This window comes from Blautia sp. DFI.1.216, assembly GCF_020594215.1.
Taxonomy (GTDB): Bacteria; Bacillota; Clostridia; order Lachnospirales; family Lachnospiraceae; genus Blautia_A; species Blautia_A wexlerae.
Genome location: NZ_JAJDML010000001.1, coordinates 1 through 24,319 on the forward strand (window position 1 = coordinate 1; position 24,319 = coordinate 24,319).

A 24,319-nucleotide genomic window follows, 5' to 3' on the forward strand; every position below is an offset into this window, starting at 1 on the left:
TTGGCATCCCAATTTCGTAATGTCTGGGCAGATACGCCTATAATTTTTGAAAATTCATGTCTAGAATAATATTTACTCAAAGAATCAACTCCTTTCAATAATATTCCACTCTAATATCTAATAAAATTCAACATGCGCTTATATAATTTTATAATTTATATTTAACTGCTAATAACCTTCCTGACTGTCTGCAGCATTTCTGATGCTCCTGTAACTGCTGACCACATTCGTAATCTGAAAAAACAAGCAACCGGCTCTGTATGATCATCCTCATACAAAGCCGGTTGCTGAATATTTATGAGTATTCTCTTAATTATTCTTCTGTAGCTTCCTCAGCCGGTGCCTCAAGAGCTTTCATGCTCAGGCTGATCTTCTTGTCTTCTCCGTTGAAGTCAACAACCTTAGCTTCGATCTCCTGTCCGATTGACAGTACGTCTGCTGGTTTGGCAACGTGCTCTCTGGAAATCTGGGATACGTGAAGGAGTGCATCTACTCCAGGTGCAAGCTCTACGAATGCACCGAAGTCTGTCATACGTGCAACTTTACCTTTAACTACGTTTCCTACAGCGAAGTCCTCAGCTGCTGTGAGCCATGGATTTGCCTCCGGGAATTTAAGGGAAAGTGCGATCTTCTCTCCGTTGATCTCTTTGATAAGAACTTTGACTTTATCGCCAACAGTGAATACTTTCTTCGGATTCTCTACTCTGCCCCAAGACATTTCGGAAATGTGAAGAAGTCCGTCTGCTCCGCCCAGATCGATGAATGCACCGAAATCTGTAACGTTCTTAACTGTTCCTTCAACTGTATCGCCAACATGGATTCTCTCCATTAATTCTTTCTGTTTCTCTGCTTTCTCAGCAAGAAGAAGCTGCTTACGGTTACCGATGATGCGGCGTCTTCTCGGGTTGAATTCTGTGATAACGAATTCGATCTCCTGATCTGCATATTTGGAAAGGTCTTTCTCGTATGTGTCGGAAACGAGGCTTGCAGGAATGAATACTCTTGCTTCGTCTACGTTTACACAAAGTCCGCCGTCAAGTACCTGAGTTACAGGAGCTTTTAATACTTCCTGATTCTCAAATGCTTCTTCAAGACGTTTGTTGCCTTTCTCTGCTGCCAGTCTCTTGTAAGTAAGAGTTACCTGACCTTCTCCATCGTTTACTTTGAGAACTTTTGCTTCCATTGTGTCTCCAACGTGAACAGCATCTGTGAGTACAAGGCTTGCATCGTTAGAGTATTCGTTCTTTGTGATAATACCGTCTGCTTTATAACCGATATTCAGAATAATCTCATCTTCTTTAACATCGATGACAGTACCCTGTACAATCTCTCCATTTCTGATAGTCTTTACGGAATCTTCCAGCATTTGTTCAAAACTTAATTCTGACATGTTCTTGAACCTCCTCAATAATTTTGTTTGGGGTGGAAGCCCCTGCTGTAATACCTACATAACTACTGCATTGGAACATTTCAGAATCCAAGTCTACAGGTGTTTGTATATAGTAAGTATTTCCACATTCCTTTTTACATATTTCAAACAGCTTTTGAGTATTGGAGCTGTGCCGGCCACCTACGACCAGCATAGTGTCTACCTCTCCGGCTATGTTTTTTGCTTCTCTCTGCCGTTCTTCGGTAGCATTACAAATAGTGTTTAAAATATTGAGAATATTTAAAACATTATTATCATACCTCTTTTTGCAAAGAATTTCAACTAAATCTTTAAATTTGTTGTAATTAAATGTCGTCTGGGACACGATGCTTATTTTTTTTCCTTCCGGAAGGAGGAATGCTTCGGCCTCTTCCTGGTTTTTGATCACTGTGTAAGGTCCCTGGCACCATCCGCAGATTCCCTGAACCTCTGGATGATCTTTGTCACCGATAATAATCACATGATTTCCGGCCAGGCTCTCTTTTTCCACGATGCGGTGGATCTTCAGGACGAAGGGACAGGTGACATCTACGTAAGAGATGTTTTTTTCTTTCAGTTTATCATAGATAGATTTGCCTACACCGTGGGAACGGATGACTACTGTTCCGTTTTGCAGGGTGTCATCCGGGGAATCCAGGTCTGCTTCTGCGATAACATGGACGCCACGAGCTTCCAGATCCGCTACTACGCCTTCGTTGTGGATGATCGGGCCCAGAGTGAAAATAGGTTTCTGTTCTGTGTCTATGAGTTCGTAGACTTTGTTCACTGCACGTTTGACGCCGAAGCAGAAGCCTGCTGTTTCTGCTACTTTTACTTTCATAAAATAATCCTTCTTAAATTATTTCTGCACTTTTTCCTTATATACATTAAGAATTGCATTTACAACATCATCAATTCCCATTTCCGAAGAATCTACAAGCACTGCGTCCTCTGCCTGTTTCAGAGGAGAAACTTCCCGATTCATGTCGCGTTCGTCACGTTCGATGATGTCTTTTCGGATCTGGTCCAGGTCAAAGGCTTCTCCCTTCTGTTCATATTCCAGTGCTCTTCTTTTTGCTCTGGTGTCTGCGCTTGCTGTGAGGTAGATTTTTACTTCTGCGTTTGGAAGGATGGTTGTGCCGATATCTCTGCCGTCCATGACTACGTCGTTTTTCTCTGCCAGAGTTCTCTGAAGTTTCAGAAGATGGGCTCTGACTTTCGGGTTTGCGGAGCTTTTGGATGCCATGTTTCCTACCTGTTCGGTGCGGATCATAGCATTTACGTTCTCTCCGTTGAGGATGACAATCTGTTCTCCGTTTTTGTATTCGATGGAGATGTCAGCGCCGGAACATACAGCTTCGATCTCTTCCTGATTTTCTCCGTTTACGCCATGGTTCAAAAGATATAAAGCCATTGCCCTGTACATGGCTCCTGTATCTACATAGATAAATGATAATTCTTTCGCTACTTTCTTTGCGATGGTGCTCTTTCCTGCTCCTGCAGGTCCGTCGATGGCTATGTTACATCCCATTTTCGTGGTTCCTCCTGTTTCTATTATTCAAACAGATTTTCTCTGTTTTATTATTGATTGATGTTTATGAATCGCTAAATAACGTATAGCTGAATCATATCATAGATATAATCCACCTACAAGGTACTGGTACTCATCATCTGCTTGTTTCAGCTTACTGTATAGCTTGCGCTGCCAGATATGCGGTAGACCAGGCAATCTGTAAATTATATCCACCTGTCACTGCATCCAGATCCAGTACCTCGCCTGCGAAGTAAAGACCTGAGATTTTCTTTGATTCCATTGTTCCGGGGTTGATCTCTTTGACAGAAACGCCGCCTCTGGTGATGATGGCTTCTTTGAACTCACCCATTCCTGTGATTGTGAAGGGGAAAGCTTTGATAAGGTCAATGAAGTGCTGGCGTTCTTCTCTGGAGATATCGTGGATTTTCTTCTCTGCGGGGATTCCACCCAGTTCCAGCATTACCGGAGTCAGAGATGACGGGAAAAGTACGCCAATCACGTTCTTGAACTGTTTGTTTGGTCCTGCTTCAAATTCACGCAGGATCCTGGCATCCAGCTGTTCTCTGGTGAGTGCAGGCTTCAGATCCAGATATGCGGACAGTTCGCCGTTTGGTGCTTTTGCCAGTTTTGCACCGATGTGGGCACTGGCGGAGAGGATCATTGGACCTGTGACTCCGAAATGGGTGAACATCATCTCTCCGAAATCCTCGTAAAGTACTTTCTTTCCATTCTTTATGGTAAGTCCTGTATTCTTAAGGGAAAGTCCCTGAAGCTTAGGGATATAGTCTTCTTTTGTCTTTAATGGCACAAGGGAGGGAGCAATGTCCGTGACTTTCAGTCCCAGTTCTCTTGCGAAGCGGTATCCGTCACCTGTGGAGCCTGTACTCTGATAAGAGAATCCACCGGTTGCCACGATGACTGCATCTCCTTCCATGAAGGTTCCATCTGTAAGGATGACTCCTGTGATCTTCTCCTGCGGTATGTCAGGTGATTTTTTTCCTTTTCTGCCTTTTCCTGCACCAGATCCTGATTCTGTTAATGTAGCTTCTGATTCCAGGGTATTTGCCGAATCTGTTACAGGTTTCTTTACGATTTCCTGCACAGCAGTGTGAAGATGAATCTTTGCTCCTGCTTTCTTCAGCTCACGCTCCAGAGCGCGGATGATGTCTGAAGAATGGTCAGACTGTGGGAATACTCTGTTTCCACGCTCTACCTTCAGAGGGACACCTGCTTTCTCAAAGAACTCCATTACATCCTGAGGGGTAAATGAATAGAAACTGCTGTAGAGGAACTTGGGATTGCTCATCATTGCAGGAAAGAGTTCTTCTGTGTCGCAGGCATTTGTCACATTGCATCTGCCTTTTCCTGTGATGAAGACTTTCTTTCCCAGTTTCTCGTTCTTCTCTAATATATGAACTTCATGATGATTACGGGCTGCAAAAACCCCTGCCATCATTCCGGCGGCTCCGCCGCCGATTATTATAACTTTGCTCATGGAATATTCTCCTGTATTTATTTTACCCTGCAGATTGTCTATTTCATCATAGTTCCACGTTTCCGCTTCACTAAGATCAATATAGATATGTACCACTGGCAGCATATACCCATTGGCACATTATATTCCCGGGTATCATATTCTTTCATAATAACGCAAAGGAGCCTGCTTACGCAAGCTCCTTTTTTCGTTTGGACATATTTAATTACTGATCAATTATACAGGATATGCTCCGTTCTTTTTGTCAGCTGCTTTCTCGTCAACTTTTGTTTTCTGAGCCTGACGGTATTTGAAGAAGTCCATAGCTACCTGTGGGAACAGTGCGTATGTTAATACGTCTTCATCCTGTTCCTTATACTGAGCCATTTCGCTCTCAAGTTTCTCAAGCTCGTTGTCAAGAAGGTCTGCAGGACGGCATGTGATCGGTTTCTCATCGCCGATGCACTTCTTCTGTACTTCCGGATTAAACGGTTTTACAGTTGCGCCGTATTTTCCTAACAGGATATCTTTTGTTTCTTTTGTAACCATTTTGTATCTCTCGCCCATAAGTACGTTGAATACAGCCTGTGTACCAACGATCTGTGAAGACGGAGTAACAAGTGGCGGTTCACCAAGGTCTTTACGTACACGCGGAACTTCCTCGAGAACATCGTAGAATTTGTCTTCTGCGTGCTGTTCTTTTAACTGGGAAGTCAGGTTGGAGAGCATACCGCCCGGTACCTGGTACAGTAAAGTCTTGATGTTAACACCAAGGTTCTTCGGATTGAGCAGTCCGCTGTCAAGAGCTTCGTCACGGATCGGACGGAAGTAGTCAGCGATCTCGGAGAGAAGCTTCTGATCAAATCCTGTGTCGTATGGTGTATCCTTGAATGTCTCAACCATAACCTCTGTTGCAGGCTGGGATGTTCCCAGTGCAAATGGAGACATTGCTGTATCAATGATATCCACACCTGCTTCTACTGCTTTTAAGTAAGTCATGGAAGCTACACCTGAGGTGTAATGTGTATGAAGGTCGATCGGGATCTTAACTGTTTCTTTTAATGCTGTTACAAGCTCTGTAGCTTTGTTTGGAAGGAGAAGACCTGCCATATCTTTGATACAGATGGAATCAGCGCCCATATCTTCAATACGTTTTGCAATGTCTGTCCAGTATTCCAGTGTGTAAGCATCTCCTAATGTGTAGGAAAGAGCTACCTGTGCATGAGCCTTCTCTTTGTTTGCAGCGCTTACTGCTGTCTGCAGGTTACGAAGGTCATTGAGGCAGTCAAAAATACGGATGATGTCGATTCCGTTTGCAGCAGATTTCTGTACGAAGTATTCTACAACGTCATCTGCATATGGACGGTATCCAAGGATGTTCTGTCCACGGAAAAGCATCTGAAGTTTTGTGTTTTTGAAGCCGTCACGTAATTTACGAAGTCTTTCCCATGGATCTTCATGAAGGAAACGAAGGGATGCATCGAATGTTGCACCACCCCAGCACTCTACTGCGTGATAGCCGACTTTATCAAGTTTATCTACGATCGGAAGCATCTGTTCTGTGGTCATACGTGTTGCGATCTGGGACTGATGAGCATCACGGAGAATGGTTTCCACAATTTTAACAGGTTTTTTCTCTAATTCTGCCATTATTAAATCTCCTTTATAGTTTGTTCGTTACTGATCATTTTGTTCTCAATAACTCAGCCAATATTACTTCAGGGTTCAGACAGTTGTCATACCCTGTGGCTCTATATCGAATAGCTGTTCCACTGCTTATTGCATCCGCAATAAAAGCAGGGAACTCATTTCATTCAATTATACACCGAAAATAGCCATGAATGTTCCGGCTGCTACGGCTGTACCGATAACACCGGCAACGTTCGGGCCCATTGCGTGCATCAGAAGGAAGTTTGTAGGATCTGCCTCTGCACCCACTTTCTGGGATACACGGGCTGCCATAGGTACTGCGGATACACCTGCGGAACCGATCAGCGGGTTGATCTTTCCATGAGTCAGTTTGCAGAGCAGTTTACCAAGCATACATCCGCCGAATGTACCGATTGCGAATGCAACAAGACCTAAAACTACGATCTTCAGAGTATCTGCGTTTAAGAATGCTTCTGCACTTGTGGAAGCACCTACGGATGTACCCAGAAGGATAACTACGATATACATCAGGGCATTGGAAGCTGTTTCTGTCAGCTGTTTTACAACACCGCACTCTCTGAACAGGTTACCAAGCATGAGCATACCAACCAGCGGAGCTGTTGTAGGCAAAATCAGGCAGACAACGATTGTGATAACGATCGGGAACAGGATCTTCTCCAGTTTGGAAACCGGGCGAAGCTGATCCATTTTGATCTTACGTTCTTTCTCTGTTGTGCAGAGTTTCATGATAGGCGGCTGGATGATCGGAACCAGTGACATATAGGAATATGCTGCCACTGCGATCGGTCCCATCAGTGCAGACTGTCCAAGTTTACCTGCAAGGAAAATGGAAGTCGGGCCATCAGCACCACCGATGATGGAGATAGCTGCCGCTGCTTTTCCGTTGAATCCAAGGAAGATTGCAAGGAAGTAAGCTGCATAGATACCAAGCTGTGCTGCAGCACCCATCAGGAAGCTGATCGGGTTTGCAATCAGCGGACCGAAGTCTGTCATGGCACCTACACCCATGAAGATCAGGGATGGTAAGATACTCCACTCATCAAGGATGTAGAAATAATGAAGAAGTCCACCTACACCATTAGACATATCTTCCGGGTTTGCCATAATGTCCGGATAGATATTTACAAGCAGCATACCGAATGCGATAGGAACAAGCAGAAGCGGCTCGAATCCCTTCTTGATAGCAAGGTAAAGGAATACGCAGGCTACTGCGATCATCAGGTAATTGCCCCATGTCAAACTGAAGAATGCTGTCTGATGAATCAGGTTGGACAATGTTTCTGTTACATAAGACATTTGACTACCTCCCGTCTTAGTTCATTGTTGCTAAAGTATCTCCGTTTTCTACAGAGGCACCTTCTGCAACATCAATGCTTGCGATAGTACCATCCTGAGGAGCTACTACAGGGATTTCCATTTTCATGGATTCAAGAATAACTACGCTGTCTCCGGCTTTTACTGCCTGTCCAACGCTTGCTGCTACTTTGACAACTTTGCCAGGTACGGAAGCAGTTACTTTTACTGCGCCGGCGCCTGCTGCAGGAGCTGCTGCTTTCGGAGCTGCTGCAGGTGCAGCCTTAGGTGCTGCTTTTGGAGCTGCTGCAGGAGCGGATACGCTTCCTGTTTCTTCAACAGTTACTTCATATGCTGTACCATTTACTGTAATTGTATAGCTTTTCATTTTAAAATCCTCCTAAATAAATGACAATTATCTTCTATTTCTTTTTACTTTACGGATGGAACGAACTACGAAGCCGTCTGTTGTAGTTCCTTCTGCTGCTGCGATGGCTGCTGCGATAACAGCTACCAGCTCTCCGTCATCTGCAAGGTTCTCTTCTGCCTGTGCAGGTGCTGTCTGTGCGATGGCTGCTGCCTCTGCCTCTTTTGCAGCTTTGGCTGCTTTTGCTTCTGCTGCTTTCTTTGCTTCCGGATTCGGAATAAATCTGAACAGAGAAATCAGAAGGCTTAATAAAATCAGCATTACGAATACAGTTCCAATACCCATCAAAGTATTAAGGCCTGCTCTCTGAAGAGTCTTGCCCATACCATACTGTACATCTACAGACATGGAAGTCGGTGTTCCCTGTGAGTCAAAGACATATACAAAGTTTGCATCTGCTTTCTCAAATTTAAGAGGAACAGTAACTGTGTACTGATCATCTTTGAAAGTTACAGTGGTTTCACCATTGCTTTCCTTCTTTGCGCCAAGTTCATCCTTGGATGTCTGCCAGGACTGCATGGCACTTGTTGTAAAGTCATCTCCTGAACTCATGTAATTCTCGATTTCTTCATCTTTAAGCTGGACAATGGCATCTGTCAGTCCTTCTGCTGTAGTTACCAGTGTGGACTTAACAGTATCATCAACCTTATCTGCGGCAAATACCACAGAGGTGCTGCCAATCACCAGCGCAGCCATTACGAGAAATGTCATGAATACAGAAGTTATTTTTTTGATCATTTTCATATGCGTCACCCCGCTTAGACCGTTCCATGTTTCTTAGACGGACGATCTTCTCTCTTTGTGAACAGCATCTCAAATGCACCGATTACATATTTTCTTGTGTCAGCCGGGCTGATCACAGTGTCAACATAGCCTCTTGCTGCTGCGGAAGCAACACCATTCTGAAGCTCTCTGTACTGAGCAGCTTTTTCATTCAGTTCAGCAGCATCTGCATCTGCGTACATGATCTTGGCTGCCAGGGAAGCATCCATCATACCGATCTCTGCGTTATCCCATGCATATACAAGGTCTGCACCGATAGATTTGCTGTTCATTGCCACGTAAGCTGTACCGTAAGCTTTGCCGATGATCACATTTACCTTCGGAACAGTTGCATCTGCGAATGCAGCTACCAGTTCACCTACGGATTTCGCCATCATCTTCTCGCTGCATAAGGTTGCCATGAAGCCTGTTGCGTTTGTAAGTGTAAGTACCGGAATATCAAAAGCGTCGCAGAATTTCACGAAATCTGCTGCTTTTCTTGCGCCTCTTGCAGAGATGCTTCCGTCAAATGTTTCTGTTTTCTTGCCTTCTGCGTCATATACTTCGCTTCTGTTTGCAACAGCACCTACTGTAGCGCCGTTTAAACGGATAAAGCCTGTAACCATGTCTTTTGCATAGTCTGCTTTTGTCTCGAAGAATTCACCGTTGTCAGCGATCTGGGAAAGTGCGATTGCTGTGTCACCTGCACAGTTTGCAAGATCTGCGCATACGCGGTTAAGATCGTCTGTACACTCTGTGTAATTGTCTGTGTCTTCATTATTAGAAGGAAGAAGTGATACTAAGGAACGGATCTGGCCAAGAATCTCATCCTCTGTACCAACGCCATCGATCACACCTGTCTCTTTGCTCTGGAAATCAGCTGCTGCTGTGTCGCATTTGTCTGTGTTGTTTCCTTCCAGTGCGTTTGGTGTGTTGACGAACATTTTTCCTTTTTTGGATTCCATGAATGTGAAATCTGTCAGGGACGGGATAACTGCCATACCACCGCCGCATGTTCCGAAGATTGCTGTGATCTGCGGGATCACACCGGATGCCAATGTCTGTTTCAGATAGATCTGTCCGAAAGCTTCCAGTGCGTCTGTTGCTTCCTGAAGACGGATACCTGCACAGTCAACAAGTCCGATAACCGGAGCGCCTGTTTTCATGGCAAGATCATAAAGTCTTGTGATCTTCTTTGCATGCATTTCACCAACAGTACCGTTTAATACAGATGCATCCTGGCTGTATACATAAACCAGTTTGTCATCGATCACACCATATCCGGTGATAACACCGTCAGATGGTGCCTTGTTTGCAGTCATGTTGAAATCTGTGGATCTGGCTGTTACACCCTGTCCGATTTCGACAAAACTGTTTGCGTCAAGCAAAGAAGTAATTCTTGTGCCTGCTAAGCTTTGTGTTGCATTACTCATTCTTGTTTGCCCTCCATCTTTATGAGAATATTTAAAAGTTAACCCAAAAATTTAGCCAATTTTAATTTTACCTTTTTCAGCAGAAAATTTCAACATTTATTTGTCATTTTCGTTAAAAATATAGCAGAAAAATTTGTCAGGTTTCTCCAAATTTTGTTTTTTTGAGCATTTCTTCCTATTTTAATAGAGGGTATTACGGTTATTTTGTATTGTCCTGTATTTCACCCTCTCCCGCAAACCAGTGTGTCGACAAGTTGATTTCTCGAACAATCCTGCGTCTGAATTTCTTATTTCTATCCTGCAAGATTGTTTCAAGAATCAACTTGTCGGCACACCAGAGCGTGTTTGAGGTGACTATACCACTCACTTGTCTGAGAATCCGACTGCACAAGTATAAAAGTCTCAGCGCAGCTCGGTGAAAAAATGCTATAGTCATACAGGTTCAGCAGGATTTTCCCATGCTGTGGATGCAGTTGCGAATGCTTTCATTCAGTACGCGGACAGTGCACGGAAAACCATAGATGTTTTTTATTATATAGCACGAATTATCAATTAGATTTACGGATTATCCCATTATATAATTAACACATCAAAGAAATTCAGGCCACAGCTAAAGCACTGAACAGCTATAGATACAACAGAAAATTTCAGGAGGAAAGACGTAATGAAAAGCAATTACCAGCATATTTTCACACCACTCACAGTAAAAAATATGACTATCAAAAACCGTATCGTTATGATGCCTATGGGAACCAATTACGGGGAACAGAACGGCGAAATGAGTTTTCTTCACATTAATTATTATAAAGAGCGTGCCAAAGGCGGCACAGGTCTGATCATCGTAGAGAATGCAAGCGTAGATTCTCCGCAGGGTTCCAACGGAACTACTCAGCTTCGTATTGACCACGACAACTATCTGCCGCGTCTGTACAAATTCTGTGAAGAGATCCACAAATATGGTACCTGTATTGCGATCCAGATCAACCACGCAGGTGCTTCCGCTGTTTCCGCACGTACAAATATGCAGCCGGTTTCCGCATCTGATGTTCCGTCCAAAGAAGGCGGAGAGATCCCGCGTCCGTTATCAGTGGAAGAAATCCATCACATTGTAAAGAAATACGGCGAGGCTGCAAAAAGAGCCCAGGCTGCAGGTTTTGACGCAGTAGAGATCCATGCGGGACATTCCTATCTGATCAGCCAGTTCCTCTCTCCTCTTACAAACAAACGTACAGATGAGTTCGGCGGATCTGTGGAAAACAGAACACGTTTCTGCCGTATGGTCATTGAAGAAGTAAGAAAACAGGTCGGACCTTCCTTCCCGATCATGCTCCGTCTCAGCGCAGATGAGCTGATGGAAGGCGGCAACACTCTTGAGGATACTCTTGAATATCTGGAATATGTTCAGGATGAAGTTGATATCTTCGATGTTTCCTGCGGTTTAAACGGTTCTATCCAGTATCAGATCGATGCCAACTACATGAAAGACGGATGGCGTTCCTATATGCCTAAAGCTGTCAGAGAGAAATTCGGCAAGCCATGTATCTCCATGGGAAATATCCGTAACCCGAAGGTTGCTGAGCAGATCCTCGCTGACGGCGATGCAGACCTGATCGGTATGGGACGTGGTCTTATCGCAGAACCTGCATGGGTGAACAAAGTAGCTACAGGCAGAGAATGTGACCTTCGCAAATGTATCTCCTGTAACATCGGATGTGCAGGAAACAGAATCGGCTTTAACCGTCCGATCCGCTGTACTGTAAACCCGGCTGTTCTGGAAGGTGATGTTTATAAGAATCAGAAAGTGAACAAAAACTGTAATGTTGTAGTAATCGGAGGCGGTACTGCCGGACTGGAAGCTGCCTGTACAGCCGCAGAAGTAGGCTGTAATACCTTCCTCCTGGAAAAAGGTGAGACTCTTGGCGGTCTTGCTTCTGTGATCTCTAAGATTCCTGCAAAGAAGCGTCTGGCTGATTTCCCGAACTATCTGATTCACAGAGCAGAGCAGCTTGAGAATCTTTATATCTTCACAAACACAGAAGGAACACCGGAAAATATCCGCAAGTTCCATCCGAACCTGATCGTAAGCTCCACAGGTTCCGCACCACTGCTTCCTCCGATCAGGGGACTTCACGACCGCATTGACAAAGAAGGCAGCAAGGTTGCTTCTATCCTGGGAATGATCAATCACATCAATGACTATCCGGAAGATATGACAGGCAAGAAGGTTGTTGTTGTGGGCGGCGGTGCTGTTGGTCTTGATGTTGTGGAATTCTTTGCAGCAAGAAATGCTGAAATCTCTATTGTGGAGATGATGGATCAGATCGGACGTGACCTGGATCCTGTTACAAAGAATGACACGAAGGACCAGATGAAGAAACATCATGTGGCCCAGCTTACAAAGACAGCTCTTCAGGAAGTAAAAGACAGCTCTTTCCTTGTAAAAGATGCAGAAGGTGAACGTGAGCTTCCATTTGACTACGGATTCGTATGTCTTGGTATGAGAGCTCAGGGACAGCTTTTCGCAGAGCTTTCCGATGCTTTTGTTTCTGATGATATTGAGATCCTGAACATCGGAGACAGCAAACGTGCAAGAAGGATCATCGACGGAACTCTGGAAGGAAGAAATATCCTTAATACACTGACTCAGATGGGATACCTTTAATAAAAACCTTTACAACAAAATACGAAAGGGGATATTATAATGGCTGAAAGAATTACCGGACATACTGAATTAATCGGTCTGATGGCTTACCCGATCCGTCACTCCAGCTCTCCTGCAATGCAGAATGAGGCTTTTGCAAAACTCGGGTATGACTACGCTTACCTTGCTTTCGAAGTTGGCGCAGATGAAATTGAGGATGCAGTAAAAGCAATCCGTACTCTGAAAATGAGAGGATCCAATGTTTCCATGCCAAACAAAACTCTGGTTGGAAAATACCTGGATAAGCTTTCTCCTGCAGCAGAATTATGCGGTGCAGTTAACACGATCGTAAATGACAACGGTCATCTTACAGGTCATATCACTGACGGTATCGGATTTATGTCTGCCCTGAAAGATAATGATATTGATGTGATCGGAAAGAAAATGACTATCGTCGGTGCAGGCGGTGCTGCCACTGCTATCGAGATCCAGACTGCTTTGGACGGCGTTGCCGAGATCACAATCTTTAACCGCAAGGATGAATTCTGGGATCGTGCAGTATCCACAGTAGAGAAGATCAACACAAAGACATCCTGCCATGCAGTTCTTTATGATCTGGCAGATCTTGATAAACTGAAAGCTGAGATGGATGACAGTTTTATCTTTGTCAATGCTACAGGTGTGGGAATGAAACCACTGGAAGGCCAGTCCGTTGTTCCGGACAAGTCTTACTTCCGTCCTGAGCTGATCGTTATTGATGTTCCTTACTCTCCGCTGGAAACAAAGATGCGTTCCATGGCCAAGGAAGTTGGATGCAAGACAATGAATGGTCTGGGAATGATGTTATTCCAGGGTTCCGCTGCATTTGAGTTATGGACAGGCGAACCAATGCCTATCGAACATATGAAAGAGATTCTTCACATCTCCTATGATGACTGATACCTGATGGTATCTTCAGTATGGATATCTCATATTGTGATGCAGAACAGATCATTTCACTGATCTTTCCGCACATAATATTTGATATATACCGCTTTTCGGCGTACTGCAGGAGATGTACTGATATATTACTCCGCGCAGAATGTACATATTCTGCAGTTTGCTTCAAAAAGCTGTTGATCATGCGGTTATGTTACGGTTATTCTTATAACAGTTCCATAATAATCCGGAACTACTATAATACAACAGAAAATATGAGGATAAACAGATGAACACAGTTCAGGTAAAAAACACTGTGATCGGCGAGGGCAGACCTAAGATCTGCGTTCCCATCGTAGGAAAAACAAAAACAGACATTCTCGAAGAAGCCAAAAAGATCACTACTCTTCCTGTTGATGTAGTTGAGTGGCGTGTAGACTGGTTTGATGATGTCTTTGCTACTGAGAAAGTATTAGAAACCGCAAAAGAGCTTCAGGAAGTTTTAAAAGACATTCCTGTTCTCCTTACATTCCGTACTTCCAAAGAAGGCGGTGAGAAAGAAATTTCTGTAAATGACTATGCTGCTTTAAATATTGTAGCTGCTCAGAGCGGTTATGTAGATTTAATTGATGTAGAAGCATTTACAGGTGATGAAGTTGTTAAGACAATCATCAATGCTGCTCATGAGGCAGGTGTAAAGGTAATTGCTTCCAACCATGATTTCTTTAAGACTCCGGAGAAGGAGGAGATTATCAGACGTCTTCGTATGATGCAGGATTTCGGTGCTGATATTCCGAAAATGGCTGTTATGCCGACCTGCAAACAGGATGTTCTTACACTCCTCTCTGCTACTCTGGAAATGTCTGAGAAATATGCAGACCGCCCGATCATTACCATGTCCATGGCAGGAACAGGCGTTGTAAGCCGCCTGACAGGTGAGACATTCGGCTCCGCTCTCACCTTCGGTGCTGCTTCCAAAGCTTCTGCTCCGGGACAGGTCGGTGTGCATGAATTAAAACAGGTGCTGGATATCATTCACAGCAGTCTGTGATCTGTTGATGAATGATGTGATATCAGATGTTATTCTTGCCCATAGTTGTCTGATATCACTCATCTTCGGCAACAGATGATTGTTATCCCATGAGATATATGGCAATAAATATTTACTCAAAATACTCCTTAAAATTTTATGATGAAAATTTCCATGACAAAGAACCTGCCAAAAACCTGACAGGTTCTTTGCTTTTATTCTTTATACTTTTTTCTGATTGATCATCAAATTCAGGATTGTAACATCTGTATCTTTCATTCCAACTCTTCCTACGTATCCCATATTTCGAATTGTATCCTCAACATTATCACGTACCAATCCTTCTCCTGCCTGAAAACAATGATCTGCATCCTCCAGAGCGTATGCCATAATTGCTGCATCTACTGCTGAAGCGATTTTGGCAGCACATGAAGACTTAGCTCCATCACATACAATGCCACTTGTATTTGCAAGAGCATTTGTGATTGTTTTAGATATTGCATTGTAATCACCCCCGTTTAACCAGGATATGGCAGCTCCTGCTCCACATGCGGCACTTACCGCTCCACAGTAAGCTGACAGACTTCCAATATAAGTTTTCTGATGAATCGCTACTAAGTTGCTTACAACCAGTGCCCGATACATTTTCTCTTTAGGAACTTTAAGTTCTCTGGCATATTCGATGACTGGCAAAGAACAGGTCATTCCCTGATTTCCGCTCCCGGAATTAATAACTACCGGCATAGAGCATCCATTCATTCTTGCATCAGATCCAGCTGCCGCTTTTGCTCTGGCACGTACTTTGACATCATCACCATATGCGCGAAGCAAGGTACGTCCTACTTCTGCTCCGTAATGATTACGCAGACCTTCTTCGGAAATTGCTGTATTCATGGCAATCTGGCGTCCTATGACTTCCTCTATCTCTTTTATATTCACAATTTTTGCAAACTCCAGAATATCTGCTACATTCAGCAAATCTCTTTTATCCTGGTTTTTCTCTGTTTTTTTCTGCTGAAAGCCCTTCTTTTCCAACAGTACCTCATCGTCTTTTTTGATCAGGACAATATTCGTATGTTTATTTTCTATAACTACAACTGCTCTATGTCCATTTTGCGTAAGTTCTGCACGGATATAAAGATTCTCTACTCCTTCTTCAAGATAACATGTGCAGAATTGTGCTTCCAGAAGTTTTGCTGTCTGAATGCGTTCAGCTTCTGTAATTCCCTCCAGTACTTCCAGTTTCCGTTCTGCCTGACCACCAACCATTCCAAGAACTGCAGCAGCTTCAATACCTCTCATTCCTCCTGAATTTGGTACTGTAACACTTTTTACATTTTTTATTATATTTCCACTGCAATAAAGATTTAAATGTCCTTCATATTTTTTATTTCCATCATCATCTGTTTTTATCACTTTTTCCAGTACAGAAGCTGCTGTTGCAGTTGCATATGCAATTGCAATAGGTTCCGTACATCCCAGAGCAGGAACAAGTTCTTCTCTGAGAATCTCCAGATAACTCTCATACACTTTTTTTTCCATAAATGCGCGCTCTCTTCTCCTAACTGTCAAGCAAAGTTCTTTACCATCTGATTCAGATGATATGTTTTTTCTTACGGCAGCATTTTTCCTGCTGCAAGATAAATTTCATACCATTCTTCACGGCTCAGAACAATATCGGATGCTTTACTTATATCCTGAATTCTTTTCAGATTTGTACTTCCTACAATTGTCTGGATTCCTGCGGGATGACGCATAATCCATGCAACTGCGATTGCATTCTGTGTTACCCCATATTTCTCTGCCAGACGATCTAACACTTTATTCAGTTCCGGAAATTTCTCGTTTCCAATAAATATTCCCTCAAACATTCCATACTGGAACGGAGACCATGCCTGCAATGTCATTTTCTTCAGTCTTGCATACTCGATAATACCACCATCACGATCACATCCTGCATCATTATGGATGTTTACATTTAGTCCTGCATCAATCGTTGGACAGTGAGCCGCTGAAAACTGTATCTGATCAATACAGATTTTTCCACCACAGTATTGATTTAGTAATTCAATCTGCATTGGATTGTGATTGCTTACACCAAATGCTTTTACTTTTCCGCTTTTTTCCAGAATTTCAAATGCTTCTGCTACCTCTTCCGGCTCCATCAACGCATCCGGACGATGAAGAAGTAATATATCTACATAATCTGTTTTTAAACGTTTCAGACTTCCATCTACAGAATTCAGAATATATTCTTTTGAAAAATCATAACAGATACCCGGACGTATGGCACATTTTGTCTGAATCACCATCTTTTCACGCAACTGAGGTGTCAGCGCATTTCCAAATAGTGTTTCGGCTTCTCCGCCTGCATAAATATCTGCATGATCAAAAAAATTAATTCCACACTCCAGTGCTCCTTCAATCAGACTTCTTACCGCTTTTTCATCAGATAAACCTGTAATTCTCATGCATCCAATTCCAATTCTTGATACATTGTCTATTTTATCACTAATCTGAAACATTTTCATTTTGTATCCTCCTGTATTATACTTAATTTATGTATTTCTCTTTAGTTAACGTATTTCTTTTATTCTTTTGTCCAGTTTTTTAAGTGCAAAAACATATATTTTCACTGCATTCTTCAGATTTTCAAACAATTCCGCTTCATCCGCACAATGACAGTTTCCATGTCCTTTTGGAAGTCCGAGCCTGTCTAGATTTCGCTCCTGTCCAGGGCCAAATGCCACTGCATTGGGAATTTTCCTCGCATAAGTTCCTCCTCCCATAACAAATGGTCTGCCTTCAAGACCTGTAACCTCCCTCCATGCTTCCATCAGAGTCTGTATGAAAGGCTGTTCCGGATTCATATAATATGGTCTGCTGTCTTCAATACCAATGATGCGAATTCCTGATTTAGCAGCTTCTGTTTGCAGCTTCGGAAGAAAATCTTCTGTTTTTTTAGTAACTGGATAACGGATGTCAATCACTATTCTCAAATGTCCTTCGTGCAGAAATGCCTGACCTATATTGCATGTTAGTCTACCAGAACATTCATCAGAACAACAAATTTCTGTTTTTTCCCCATAACCACCTTCTGAAAGTCTCTCCACAAATTCTAATGCTCTTTTTGTCTGTTTAGAAAAATTTTGCATTTTCAACTTTCCACAAAGTATACCTATTGCATTTTGAGTTCCATCCGGAAAAGCTGCATGTCCACTGATTCCCACTGCTGTTTCTTCGCTCTTTTGTCCTATTTTGTTCTCCGCAACCGCATGAGCAAAAGACGGCACGCTGTTAGGCGCAGTCCCTCCGTCAAATTCCAGAATCCCCTCTACTGCACTAACAGTTTCCATCAACACAATACAATGTCCTTTTTCTCCGCAACATACGGGAAATCCACAATCAGCAACAAAAGAATATTCCGGTGCTTTTTTGTATTTCAGATAATATTCTACATCTGTCATACCGCTTTCTTCCTGACATCCAAGAATCTGCCTTACTTTAATATTATTCAGAATTTCTTTTTCCCTGCAATATTTCATTGCATATAAAACAGCAACTGCAGGACCTTTATTATCCTGTACTCCACGCCCAATTAAATAGCCATCCTTTTCTGTACACGTATAGGGCGGATATATCCATCCTTTTCCTTCCGGAACTACGTCCAGATGATTCCATATTCCAATCTCAACATTCCCTTTGCCTGTAGCAATAGTCAGACAGTGTCCGTCTATATCTTCTGTCTCCATCTGTTCTCTCAATCCAAATGCTCGCATCTGTTCCAGTGCTTCCCTGCATTTTTTTCCATATGGTGCCCCCGGAATTGCTTCCTGCTGATCAGCAATACTCGGGATTCTGATCAATGCTGCAATATCTTCTCGCATCTGATATTCCTGTCTGGAGATCCATTGTTCTAATAATTCCATATCCGGCTGTGGCTTATTTTCTTCATTCCATTCAACTTTCCCTGGATTCATTTTCACTTCCTCCATTTTTCAGAAATATTCGGTATTTCTTTGGTGTCATTCCTGTTTCCTGTCGGAAAATACGTATAAATTGTGAGGTATCGTTATAACCCGACATCAATGCAACATCTGTTACGGACCATCTCGCATCTGCCAGAAATTCCTTAGCATGACAAATCCGAATCATTCGCAGAAATGCAGAAAAACTAATTCCTTTCTTCTCAGCAAATAAGTGGCTGATATAACTCTGATTCATGAAAAATACATTTTCCGCAAGATTCCGGATTGTAATGTCCATATTATAGTTATTGACTGCATATTCACTCATCTTCTCCACAATGTCCATTCCCGTATTTGTCAACTCATCTGATTGTCTCTGCGGCTGCATATGACAAATATTTTCCGCAATCCTCCTGAGATAGCTTTCAATCTCCAAAACAGAATCAAACTTCAGAAAACTTTCTGACAGATTATCTAATTCTTTATCATGATTTTCCATTCGAATCGTCCTTCGGTATATAAGGATAATCTGCGAATACAGAAGTTCCATACATTCTATTCGAATTGGGAGAACTTTCTCAATATCTTTAAAAAGTTTATCCAGCGTTGTCCCTGTTTTGCTTTCATTCCCTTCCTTTAGATATTGTTCCAGTTCTCTTTCTATTTCTTTTTCAAGGTAATATTCTGAAAAATCTTCCTGTTTTATTTCCTTCGCAAAAATCAGAGATTCCCTTTTATAAATTCTGCTCTTTATCGCAGTAACTGCTTCTCTAAAAGCATCCAAAACAGAAGCATTTGCACCATACACATTACTGATTCCTATCTTAACCTGGGAATCCTCTTTCTCCAGCAGTTTTCTGATACGTCTCCAGAAAAACAGCATATCTCCCTCCGGTCTTACAAGCAATATCCACATATCCGGTTTCAATTCTACAAACCGAATCTTCGTCAGCATGATACTTCCGCAGCTTTCTTCCAATTCCGTAAGAAAGATTTCCTGTCTGGGCTTATCATGAAGAAACAGAAAAACACCTAGCTGATATTGCGGAAACACTCTTTCAAACATATTTTTCTCTATAAAACCGGAATATTTTGATTCCTGAATGCTGTTCAAAATATATTGTGTTGCCATATCTTTTCTGGATAGCAAAGCTTCTTTTCGTTCTATTTTATGCTGAGTGACAAACTTATTCAGACATTCTGTCAGAGCCGTATCATCAATTGGTTTCAGTAAATAATCTGAAGCTCCATTTACAATTGCACTGCGAGCATATTCAAAATCAGAGTAAGCACTCAGAATAATTACTTTTATTTCTAATTCATTATTGCGGATCTCCTGAAGAAGCTGTATCCCATCCATTTTAGGCATACGAATATCTGTCAAGACAAGTTCTGGTTTATATTTTTCGCAAAATTCCCAGCCTTCCTCTCCATTAGATGCCTCCGATATCTCAAAAAGTCCATCCTGATCATATTTTTTGATTTGTCTTATCATGGCTTTTCTTGCATAAAATTCATCTTCTACAACCAGCACCTTCACTTTTCATGATTCTCCTTTCGCCCGCAATATACTACTTCTACAGGATCAACCTTTTACAGATCCTGCTGTCAGTCCTTTGACTATGTATTTCTGTCCCATACAATAAATGATCAACATAGGCAGCATAGCAAGTAAATATGCCGTAAACGCCATTGTATAGTTAAAAGAATATTCTGTCTTAAAATTATACTGAAAAAGAGGAAGTGTCCAAATAGCCTGTGAACGGTTTAAAATTAGTAAAGGGAGCATAAAGTCATTCCAGATCCACAAAGTATCCATGATCAGCAACGTAGAAATCATAGGCTTTACCAGAGGAAGTACTATTTTTACATATGTCTGAAATACACTGCAACCGTCAATCTGTGCAGACTCCTCAATTTCGTAAGGAAGACCTCTGATATAATTTACAAACAGAAATACTCCCTGCGTCAGGCTAAATGCCACATACAGAATAATCAGTCCCGCATGATTAAGCATATTTAACTTTGACATCATTTTGGTTACAGGCAACAATACTACCTGCGACGGAACAAATAACCCCATCATAATATAAAAATAAATTGTTTTGTAATACTTCCGGTTAAAGTTTCTTGCAATAGAATAAGAAACAGACGGAACAAAAATCAAAATCAAAATGATGGTTATTACTGTTATTTTAAATGAATTTTTCAAAAAAATCCAGTAATTACTGTTAGTAAACAACTCAATATAATTTTCCAGATTCAGTTTTGAAGGAAGCGCAAAGAAATTTTTTCCGGCCTCCTCCAATGTTTTAAATGAGTTGATCAGCACCATCCAAAGAGGGCATAAAATCAGGAGTAATCCACCGATCAAAATAATATTTCTAAAAAAAAGCCATACTCTTTCGTCATTTCCTGCTTTTATCTTCATCAGTCCGTCCCTCCTTTACTTGTCAGTTTCAACTGCGTAAGTGAGAATATCGCAACAATCACAAATAATATACATGCTTCTGCATTTGCCATGGAAAATCGCATATTTTTAAACGCATCATTATATATCAGAATTCCTATTACTTCTGTTGCCCGGACAGGTCCACCTCCGGTAAGTGCGTACGGAAAATCAAATGAGGTAAATCCCTGTTTAATTGTAAGTATAAGATTTACTGTTACTGTTGGAAGCAAATAAGGAAATGTAACATACCTGAAACGCTGAAAAGCTGTGGCACCATCAATTTTGGCAGATTCATACTGCTCTTCTGGAATCTGCTGCAAACCGGCTATAAAGATTACCGTTGGCATCGCAACCGCCTGCCATATCTGTACAAATACAACTGCAGGCAACGCCGTATCTCCAGACATCAGAACGCTGTTAGATAACCAGGAAATTCCCAGTGCTTTCCCGATTACCGGAATCACTCGATAATAAATCTGATCCCAGATCAGTGCAATTGTAACACCACCAATCATTGCCGGAACAAAATACACGGATTTTACTAATGTCTTAAACTTTTTCAGTGAATTCAGTGAAATTGACAAAATCAGTGATATTACAATTACACCAATCACCAGCAATACACTGTAAATCACCGTTGTTTTTATAGCATTCCAAAAGTTCGGATTTTTGAGCAATATCTTATAATTCTTCCACCCGATAAAATTCATTTTCTGAGCCATTCCATCCCAGTCTGTAAAACTGTATCGAATACCATTGATTACAGATACCACATAAAAAAATGTATAAAGCACTACCGGTATCAGTGTAAACAGAAAAAACGTCACTCTGCCCGATAACTTTTTTCTTTTTGTATTATTCATATAGCACTCCTCTTAAAAGGCTTTGTTTATTATTATCAAATCCAGGTTCAAAAAAAGATTGCTGCCAATGAATCATTATTCTTACGCAGCAATCTTTTTTTGAACGTATACGGTTTTTCTACATTGAGCCGTTTAATATTTTACTGTGCGCTTGAAATTTCAATTGATGCATCCATGTCTTTCATAACTGCATCTACATCTTTATTTGCCCAGAATCCCTGCACTACATTATAAAGATCAGTAGTTACATTGTTATCAATTGTAGACGCCATCCAGTCATGTGTTTTTCCGGCATTAATCATATCTACCATAGGTTTGATTCCATCATCATTGCTTGTAACACCTGTGATACAGGATGGTGCACCGTCATTATCGCAGAATATCTGTGCATTTTCAGGATCAGCAAGATAAGAAAGGAATCTATATGCTGCATCTTTTTCCTTATCACTTGCCTGTGCAGATACACAAATTGCAGCATCAATACCGGATAAGCACTTAGTATCATCATAAGTATCATTTGGAAGTGGGAATACACCAATTTCCAGATTCGGGTTAATAGACTGGATAGTTCCTCTCGCATAAGAACCTGTAATCGTCATTGCATATTCACCATTTACAAAGTTTTCGTAACATGTTGTATCAGAAAGTGCCAGTGCATCTTCATTCGCATAGGAAAGAAGTGTGTTCATCTTTTCAAATACATTTTTAAATTCTTCGTCTCCTTCAATTTTTGCCTCTCCGGAAACAACTTTTCCGATAGTTTCCACACCATCCGGTGCCCATGCAACAGTTGCTGCCTGGAACAGATGTCCTACACGTGCCGGATCTTTTCCATGCATTCCAACAGGAGTAATTCCTGCCTCTTTTAACTTATCACATACTGCAGTAAACTCTTCCCATGTAGTCGGGATTTCTAATCCATTATCTTCAAAGGTCTTTTTGTTATAGTAAACTCCAATATAGTTTCGGCTGTAAGGAAGCGCATAATATCCACCATCTTCCTGTTTTGTCATTTCCAGTGCGGATTCATTGACGTTTTTCAGGAAATCCTGATCAGAAAGATCCTGTACATATCCATTGGCAACTTTCTGTTTAAACTGTGTCTGTGTTGGAAAATCGGAAAAAATCACCGGAATATCACCAGAAGAAATTCTGGATGTAAGAACTGTTCCTGCATCCGGAACTGTATTCATTTCAATCTCTATATCTGAATTTTCTTTATTGAACTTATCAATAATCTCCTTATATCCCTTTTGAGGTCCTTCTTCTCCCTTCTGCTGAAAGAATTCAATTTTTAATGGTTCATCTGCCATTGCTGCTGTTGCAGGTAACATACATGCTGTCATTGCCATTGTTGCACAAAGTAATGCTGCCAAACTCTTCTTACCCATAATATATTTCTCCTTTTACTTTTTATTTCTTGTATGCATGTGCCGCTTCCACTGCTGTTTTAATCAGATCAAGGCTGATATTTTCGCCCTGAATCGTACAGTCAGCTCCAATCATAATTCCTTTTGTTCCAAACGCGTCCAAAATTCCTTTTACTTCTTCTCGGATTGCATCTTCAGAGCCATTCAATACATTACCCTTATTATTCATTCCACCAAGAATCGCGCTGCTGTAAAGTTCACGTCCCTGCTCCAGACTGAAATGATTATCTTTCACTGACCAATTAATCAAATCAGCCGGATAATTCTTAAACCATTCTACATGTGTTTCAAACTGATATTCCGGTTCACCGCAAATATGAAGAATATTATATTTCTCTGGCATTTCCTCTGCTACTTTTAAAATCTGAAGATCATATGGGCACACAAGTTCTTCCCATTCATTTTTTTCAAATCTTCCGATTTCACCAAACTGTGCAGAATAATATATGCCATCTGCTCCTGCCTCCAGATATCCCTTTGTCCACTCTTCCAATGCATCTGCAATAATCTTAACACCAGCCGCAACTGCCTCTGGAGCTTCTTTACTGTATTTCATCAGAACATCATCACCAAAAGTCATAGATGCAGCTTTAAAAGGTCCAAACATTGTCTGGAAGATCAAAACATCTTTACCTGCTTCTTTTCTTATTCCTCTTATGATCTCTGCCATTTTTGCAAATTCTTCAGAGTCTGTTCCTTTTACCTGGATATGGTACCAGTCATCCGCGCAGGTTATCTTTCCAGAAATCGGATATGGGTAATCCTGCATAATTTTAATAATATCCATATCTGTAGTTCTGAATAATTTCATATGCTCATCAATCATCTGCTGCACTGTATAATCTGATTTATAATGAAACCAGAATCCAGCCGGAATCATATCCACCTGCTCTTTTTTCATTACTGCCAGTACACGCTCTTTCTTTGTCATCTTTCTCTAACCTCCTGAAATTTCTACTGTCTTCTGCTTTGCAAAGTTCCCTGACCGTTGAAAACAGTATAATAAACTTCTTTT

General features: G+C 41.6%; 20 protein-coding genes and 1 pseudogene. 3 read left to right on the forward strand and 18 right to left on the reverse strand.

Annotated elements, in window-relative coordinates; translation table 11 throughout:
• The 10 genes and pseudogenes from LJE11_RS20680 to LJE11_RS00045 form a co-directional block, all read right to left on the reverse strand.
• Positions 1 to 80, reverse strand: a pseudogene (locus LJE11_RS20680) (IS607 family transposase); the annotation flags it as partial.
• Positions 81 to 313: 233 nt separating this feature from the next.
• Positions 314 to 1,390, reverse strand: a complete 1,077-nt coding sequence (rpsA, locus tag LJE11_RS00005) for a 30S ribosomal protein S1 (protein ID WP_055052980.1) — start codon at positions 1,388 to 1,390, stop codon at positions 314 to 316.
• Positions 1,371 to 2,249, reverse strand: a complete 879-nt coding sequence (ispH, locus tag LJE11_RS00010) for a 4-hydroxy-3-methylbut-2-enyl diphosphate reductase (protein WP_055059400.1) — start codon at positions 2,247 to 2,249, stop codon at positions 1,371 to 1,373. Before ispH ends, rpsA begins: the two co-directional genes overlap by 20 nt.
• A gap of 18 nt (positions 2,250 to 2,267) precedes the next feature.
• Complete coding sequence (cmk, locus tag LJE11_RS00015) at positions 2,268 to 2,939, reverse strand: (d)CMP kinase (protein ID WP_173679240.1); 672 nt, start codon at positions 2,937 to 2,939, stop codon at positions 2,268 to 2,270.
• 154 nt (positions 2,940 to 3,093) lie between these two features.
• Positions 3,094 to 4,437, reverse strand: a complete 1,344-nt coding sequence (locus tag LJE11_RS00020) for an NAD(P)/FAD-dependent oxidoreductase (RefSeq protein WP_173679239.1) — start codon at positions 4,435 to 4,437, stop codon at positions 3,094 to 3,096.
• A gap of 216 nt (positions 4,438 to 4,653) precedes the next feature.
• On the reverse strand, positions 4,654 to 6,066 hold the full coding sequence (locus tag LJE11_RS00025; RefSeq protein ID WP_008704465.1) for an oxaloacetate decarboxylase subunit alpha: 1,413 nt from the start codon (positions 6,064 to 6,066) through the stop codon (positions 4,654 to 4,656).
• A 168-nt stretch (positions 6,067 to 6,234) separates the two neighbouring features.
• Positions 6,235 to 7,383 (reverse strand): sodium ion-translocating decarboxylase subunit beta, encoded by a 1,149-nt coding sequence (locus LJE11_RS00030; protein WP_055057872.1) that lies wholly within the window; start codon positions 7,381 to 7,383, stop codon positions 6,235 to 6,237.
• Positions 7,384 to 7,399: 16 nt separating this feature from the next.
• Entirely contained in the window at positions 7,400 to 7,768 is a 369-nt protein-coding gene (locus LJE11_RS00035) for a biotin/lipoyl-binding carrier protein (protein ID WP_008704467.1), read from the reverse strand.
• A 27-nt stretch (positions 7,769 to 7,795) separates the two neighbouring features.
• A complete protein-coding gene (locus tag LJE11_RS00040; protein WP_173679238.1) occupies positions 7,796 to 8,551 on the reverse strand; it encodes an OadG family transporter subunit in 756 nt (251 codons plus the stop codon).
• Between the two features lie 14 nt (positions 8,552 to 8,565).
• Positions 8,566 to 10,002, reverse strand: coding sequence for an acyl-CoA carboxylase subunit beta (locus LJE11_RS00045; protein ID WP_008704469.1), 1,437 nt, complete (start codon positions 10,000 to 10,002; stop codon positions 8,566 to 8,568).
• A gap of 664 nt (positions 10,003 to 10,666) precedes the next feature.
• Here LJE11_RS00045 and LJE11_RS00050 point away from each other — a divergent pair.
• From LJE11_RS00050 to aroD, 3 genes are all read left to right on the forward strand, one after another.
• On the forward strand, positions 10,667 to 12,664 hold the full coding sequence (locus LJE11_RS00050) for an oxidoreductase (RefSeq protein ID WP_195998785.1): 1,998 nt from the start codon (positions 10,667 to 10,669) through the stop codon (positions 12,662 to 12,664).
• Positions 12,665 to 12,703: 39 nt separating this feature from the next.
• A complete protein-coding gene (locus tag LJE11_RS00055) occupies positions 12,704 to 13,582 on the forward strand; it encodes a shikimate dehydrogenase (RefSeq protein ID WP_227194588.1) in 879 nt (292 codons plus the stop codon).
• 268 nt (positions 13,583 to 13,850) lie between these two features.
• A complete protein-coding gene (gene aroD, locus LJE11_RS00060) occupies positions 13,851 to 14,612 on the forward strand; it encodes a type I 3-dehydroquinate dehydratase (RefSeq protein WP_178015860.1) in 762 nt (253 codons plus the stop codon).
• A gap of 201 nt (positions 14,613 to 14,813) precedes the next feature.
• Here aroD and LJE11_RS00065 read toward each other — a convergent pair whose 3' ends face one another.
• The 8 genes from LJE11_RS00065 to LJE11_RS00100 form a co-directional block, all read right to left on the reverse strand.
• Positions 14,814 to 16,133, reverse strand: coding sequence for an L-cysteine desulfidase family protein (locus LJE11_RS00065; protein ID WP_008704478.1), 1,320 nt, complete (start codon positions 16,131 to 16,133; stop codon positions 14,814 to 14,816).
• Positions 16,134 to 16,204: 71 nt separating this feature from the next.
• A complete protein-coding gene (locus tag LJE11_RS00070) occupies positions 16,205 to 17,122 on the reverse strand; it encodes an aldo/keto reductase (RefSeq protein WP_008704480.1) in 918 nt (305 codons plus the stop codon).
• Between the two features lie 45 nt (positions 17,123 to 17,167).
• Positions 17,168 to 18,571, reverse strand: coding sequence for a Sapep family Mn(2+)-dependent dipeptidase (locus tag LJE11_RS00075; protein ID WP_008704482.1), 1,404 nt, complete (start codon positions 18,569 to 18,571; stop codon positions 17,168 to 17,170).
• A complete protein-coding gene (locus LJE11_RS00080) occupies positions 18,552 to 20,099 on the reverse strand; it encodes a response regulator transcription factor (RefSeq protein ID WP_008704483.1) in 1,548 nt (515 codons plus the stop codon). Before LJE11_RS00080 ends, LJE11_RS00075 begins: the two co-directional genes overlap by 20 nt.
• Positions 20,100 to 20,144: 45 nt before the next feature.
• Positions 20,145 to 20,990, reverse strand: coding sequence for a carbohydrate ABC transporter permease (locus LJE11_RS00085; protein ID WP_008704484.1), 846 nt, complete (start codon positions 20,988 to 20,990; stop codon positions 20,145 to 20,147).
• Positions 20,990 to 21,874, reverse strand: a complete 885-nt coding sequence (locus LJE11_RS00090) for a carbohydrate ABC transporter permease (protein WP_008704485.1) — start codon at positions 21,872 to 21,874, stop codon at positions 20,990 to 20,992. Before LJE11_RS00090 ends, LJE11_RS00085 begins: the two co-directional genes overlap by 1 nt.
• 140 nt (positions 21,875 to 22,014) lie before the next feature.
• Positions 22,015 to 23,265 carry an ABC transporter substrate-binding protein gene (locus tag LJE11_RS00095; RefSeq protein ID WP_020993792.1) on the reverse strand — a complete coding sequence of 417 codons (1,251 nt, stop codon included), beginning with the start codon at positions 23,263 to 23,265 and terminating at the stop codon, positions 22,015 to 22,017.
• A gap of 22 nt (positions 23,266 to 23,287) precedes the next feature.
• A complete protein-coding gene (locus tag LJE11_RS00100) occupies positions 23,288 to 24,235 on the reverse strand; it encodes a uroporphyrinogen decarboxylase family protein (RefSeq protein WP_008704487.1) in 948 nt (315 codons plus the stop codon).
• Between the last annotated feature and the right edge of the window lie 84 nt (positions 24,236 to 24,319).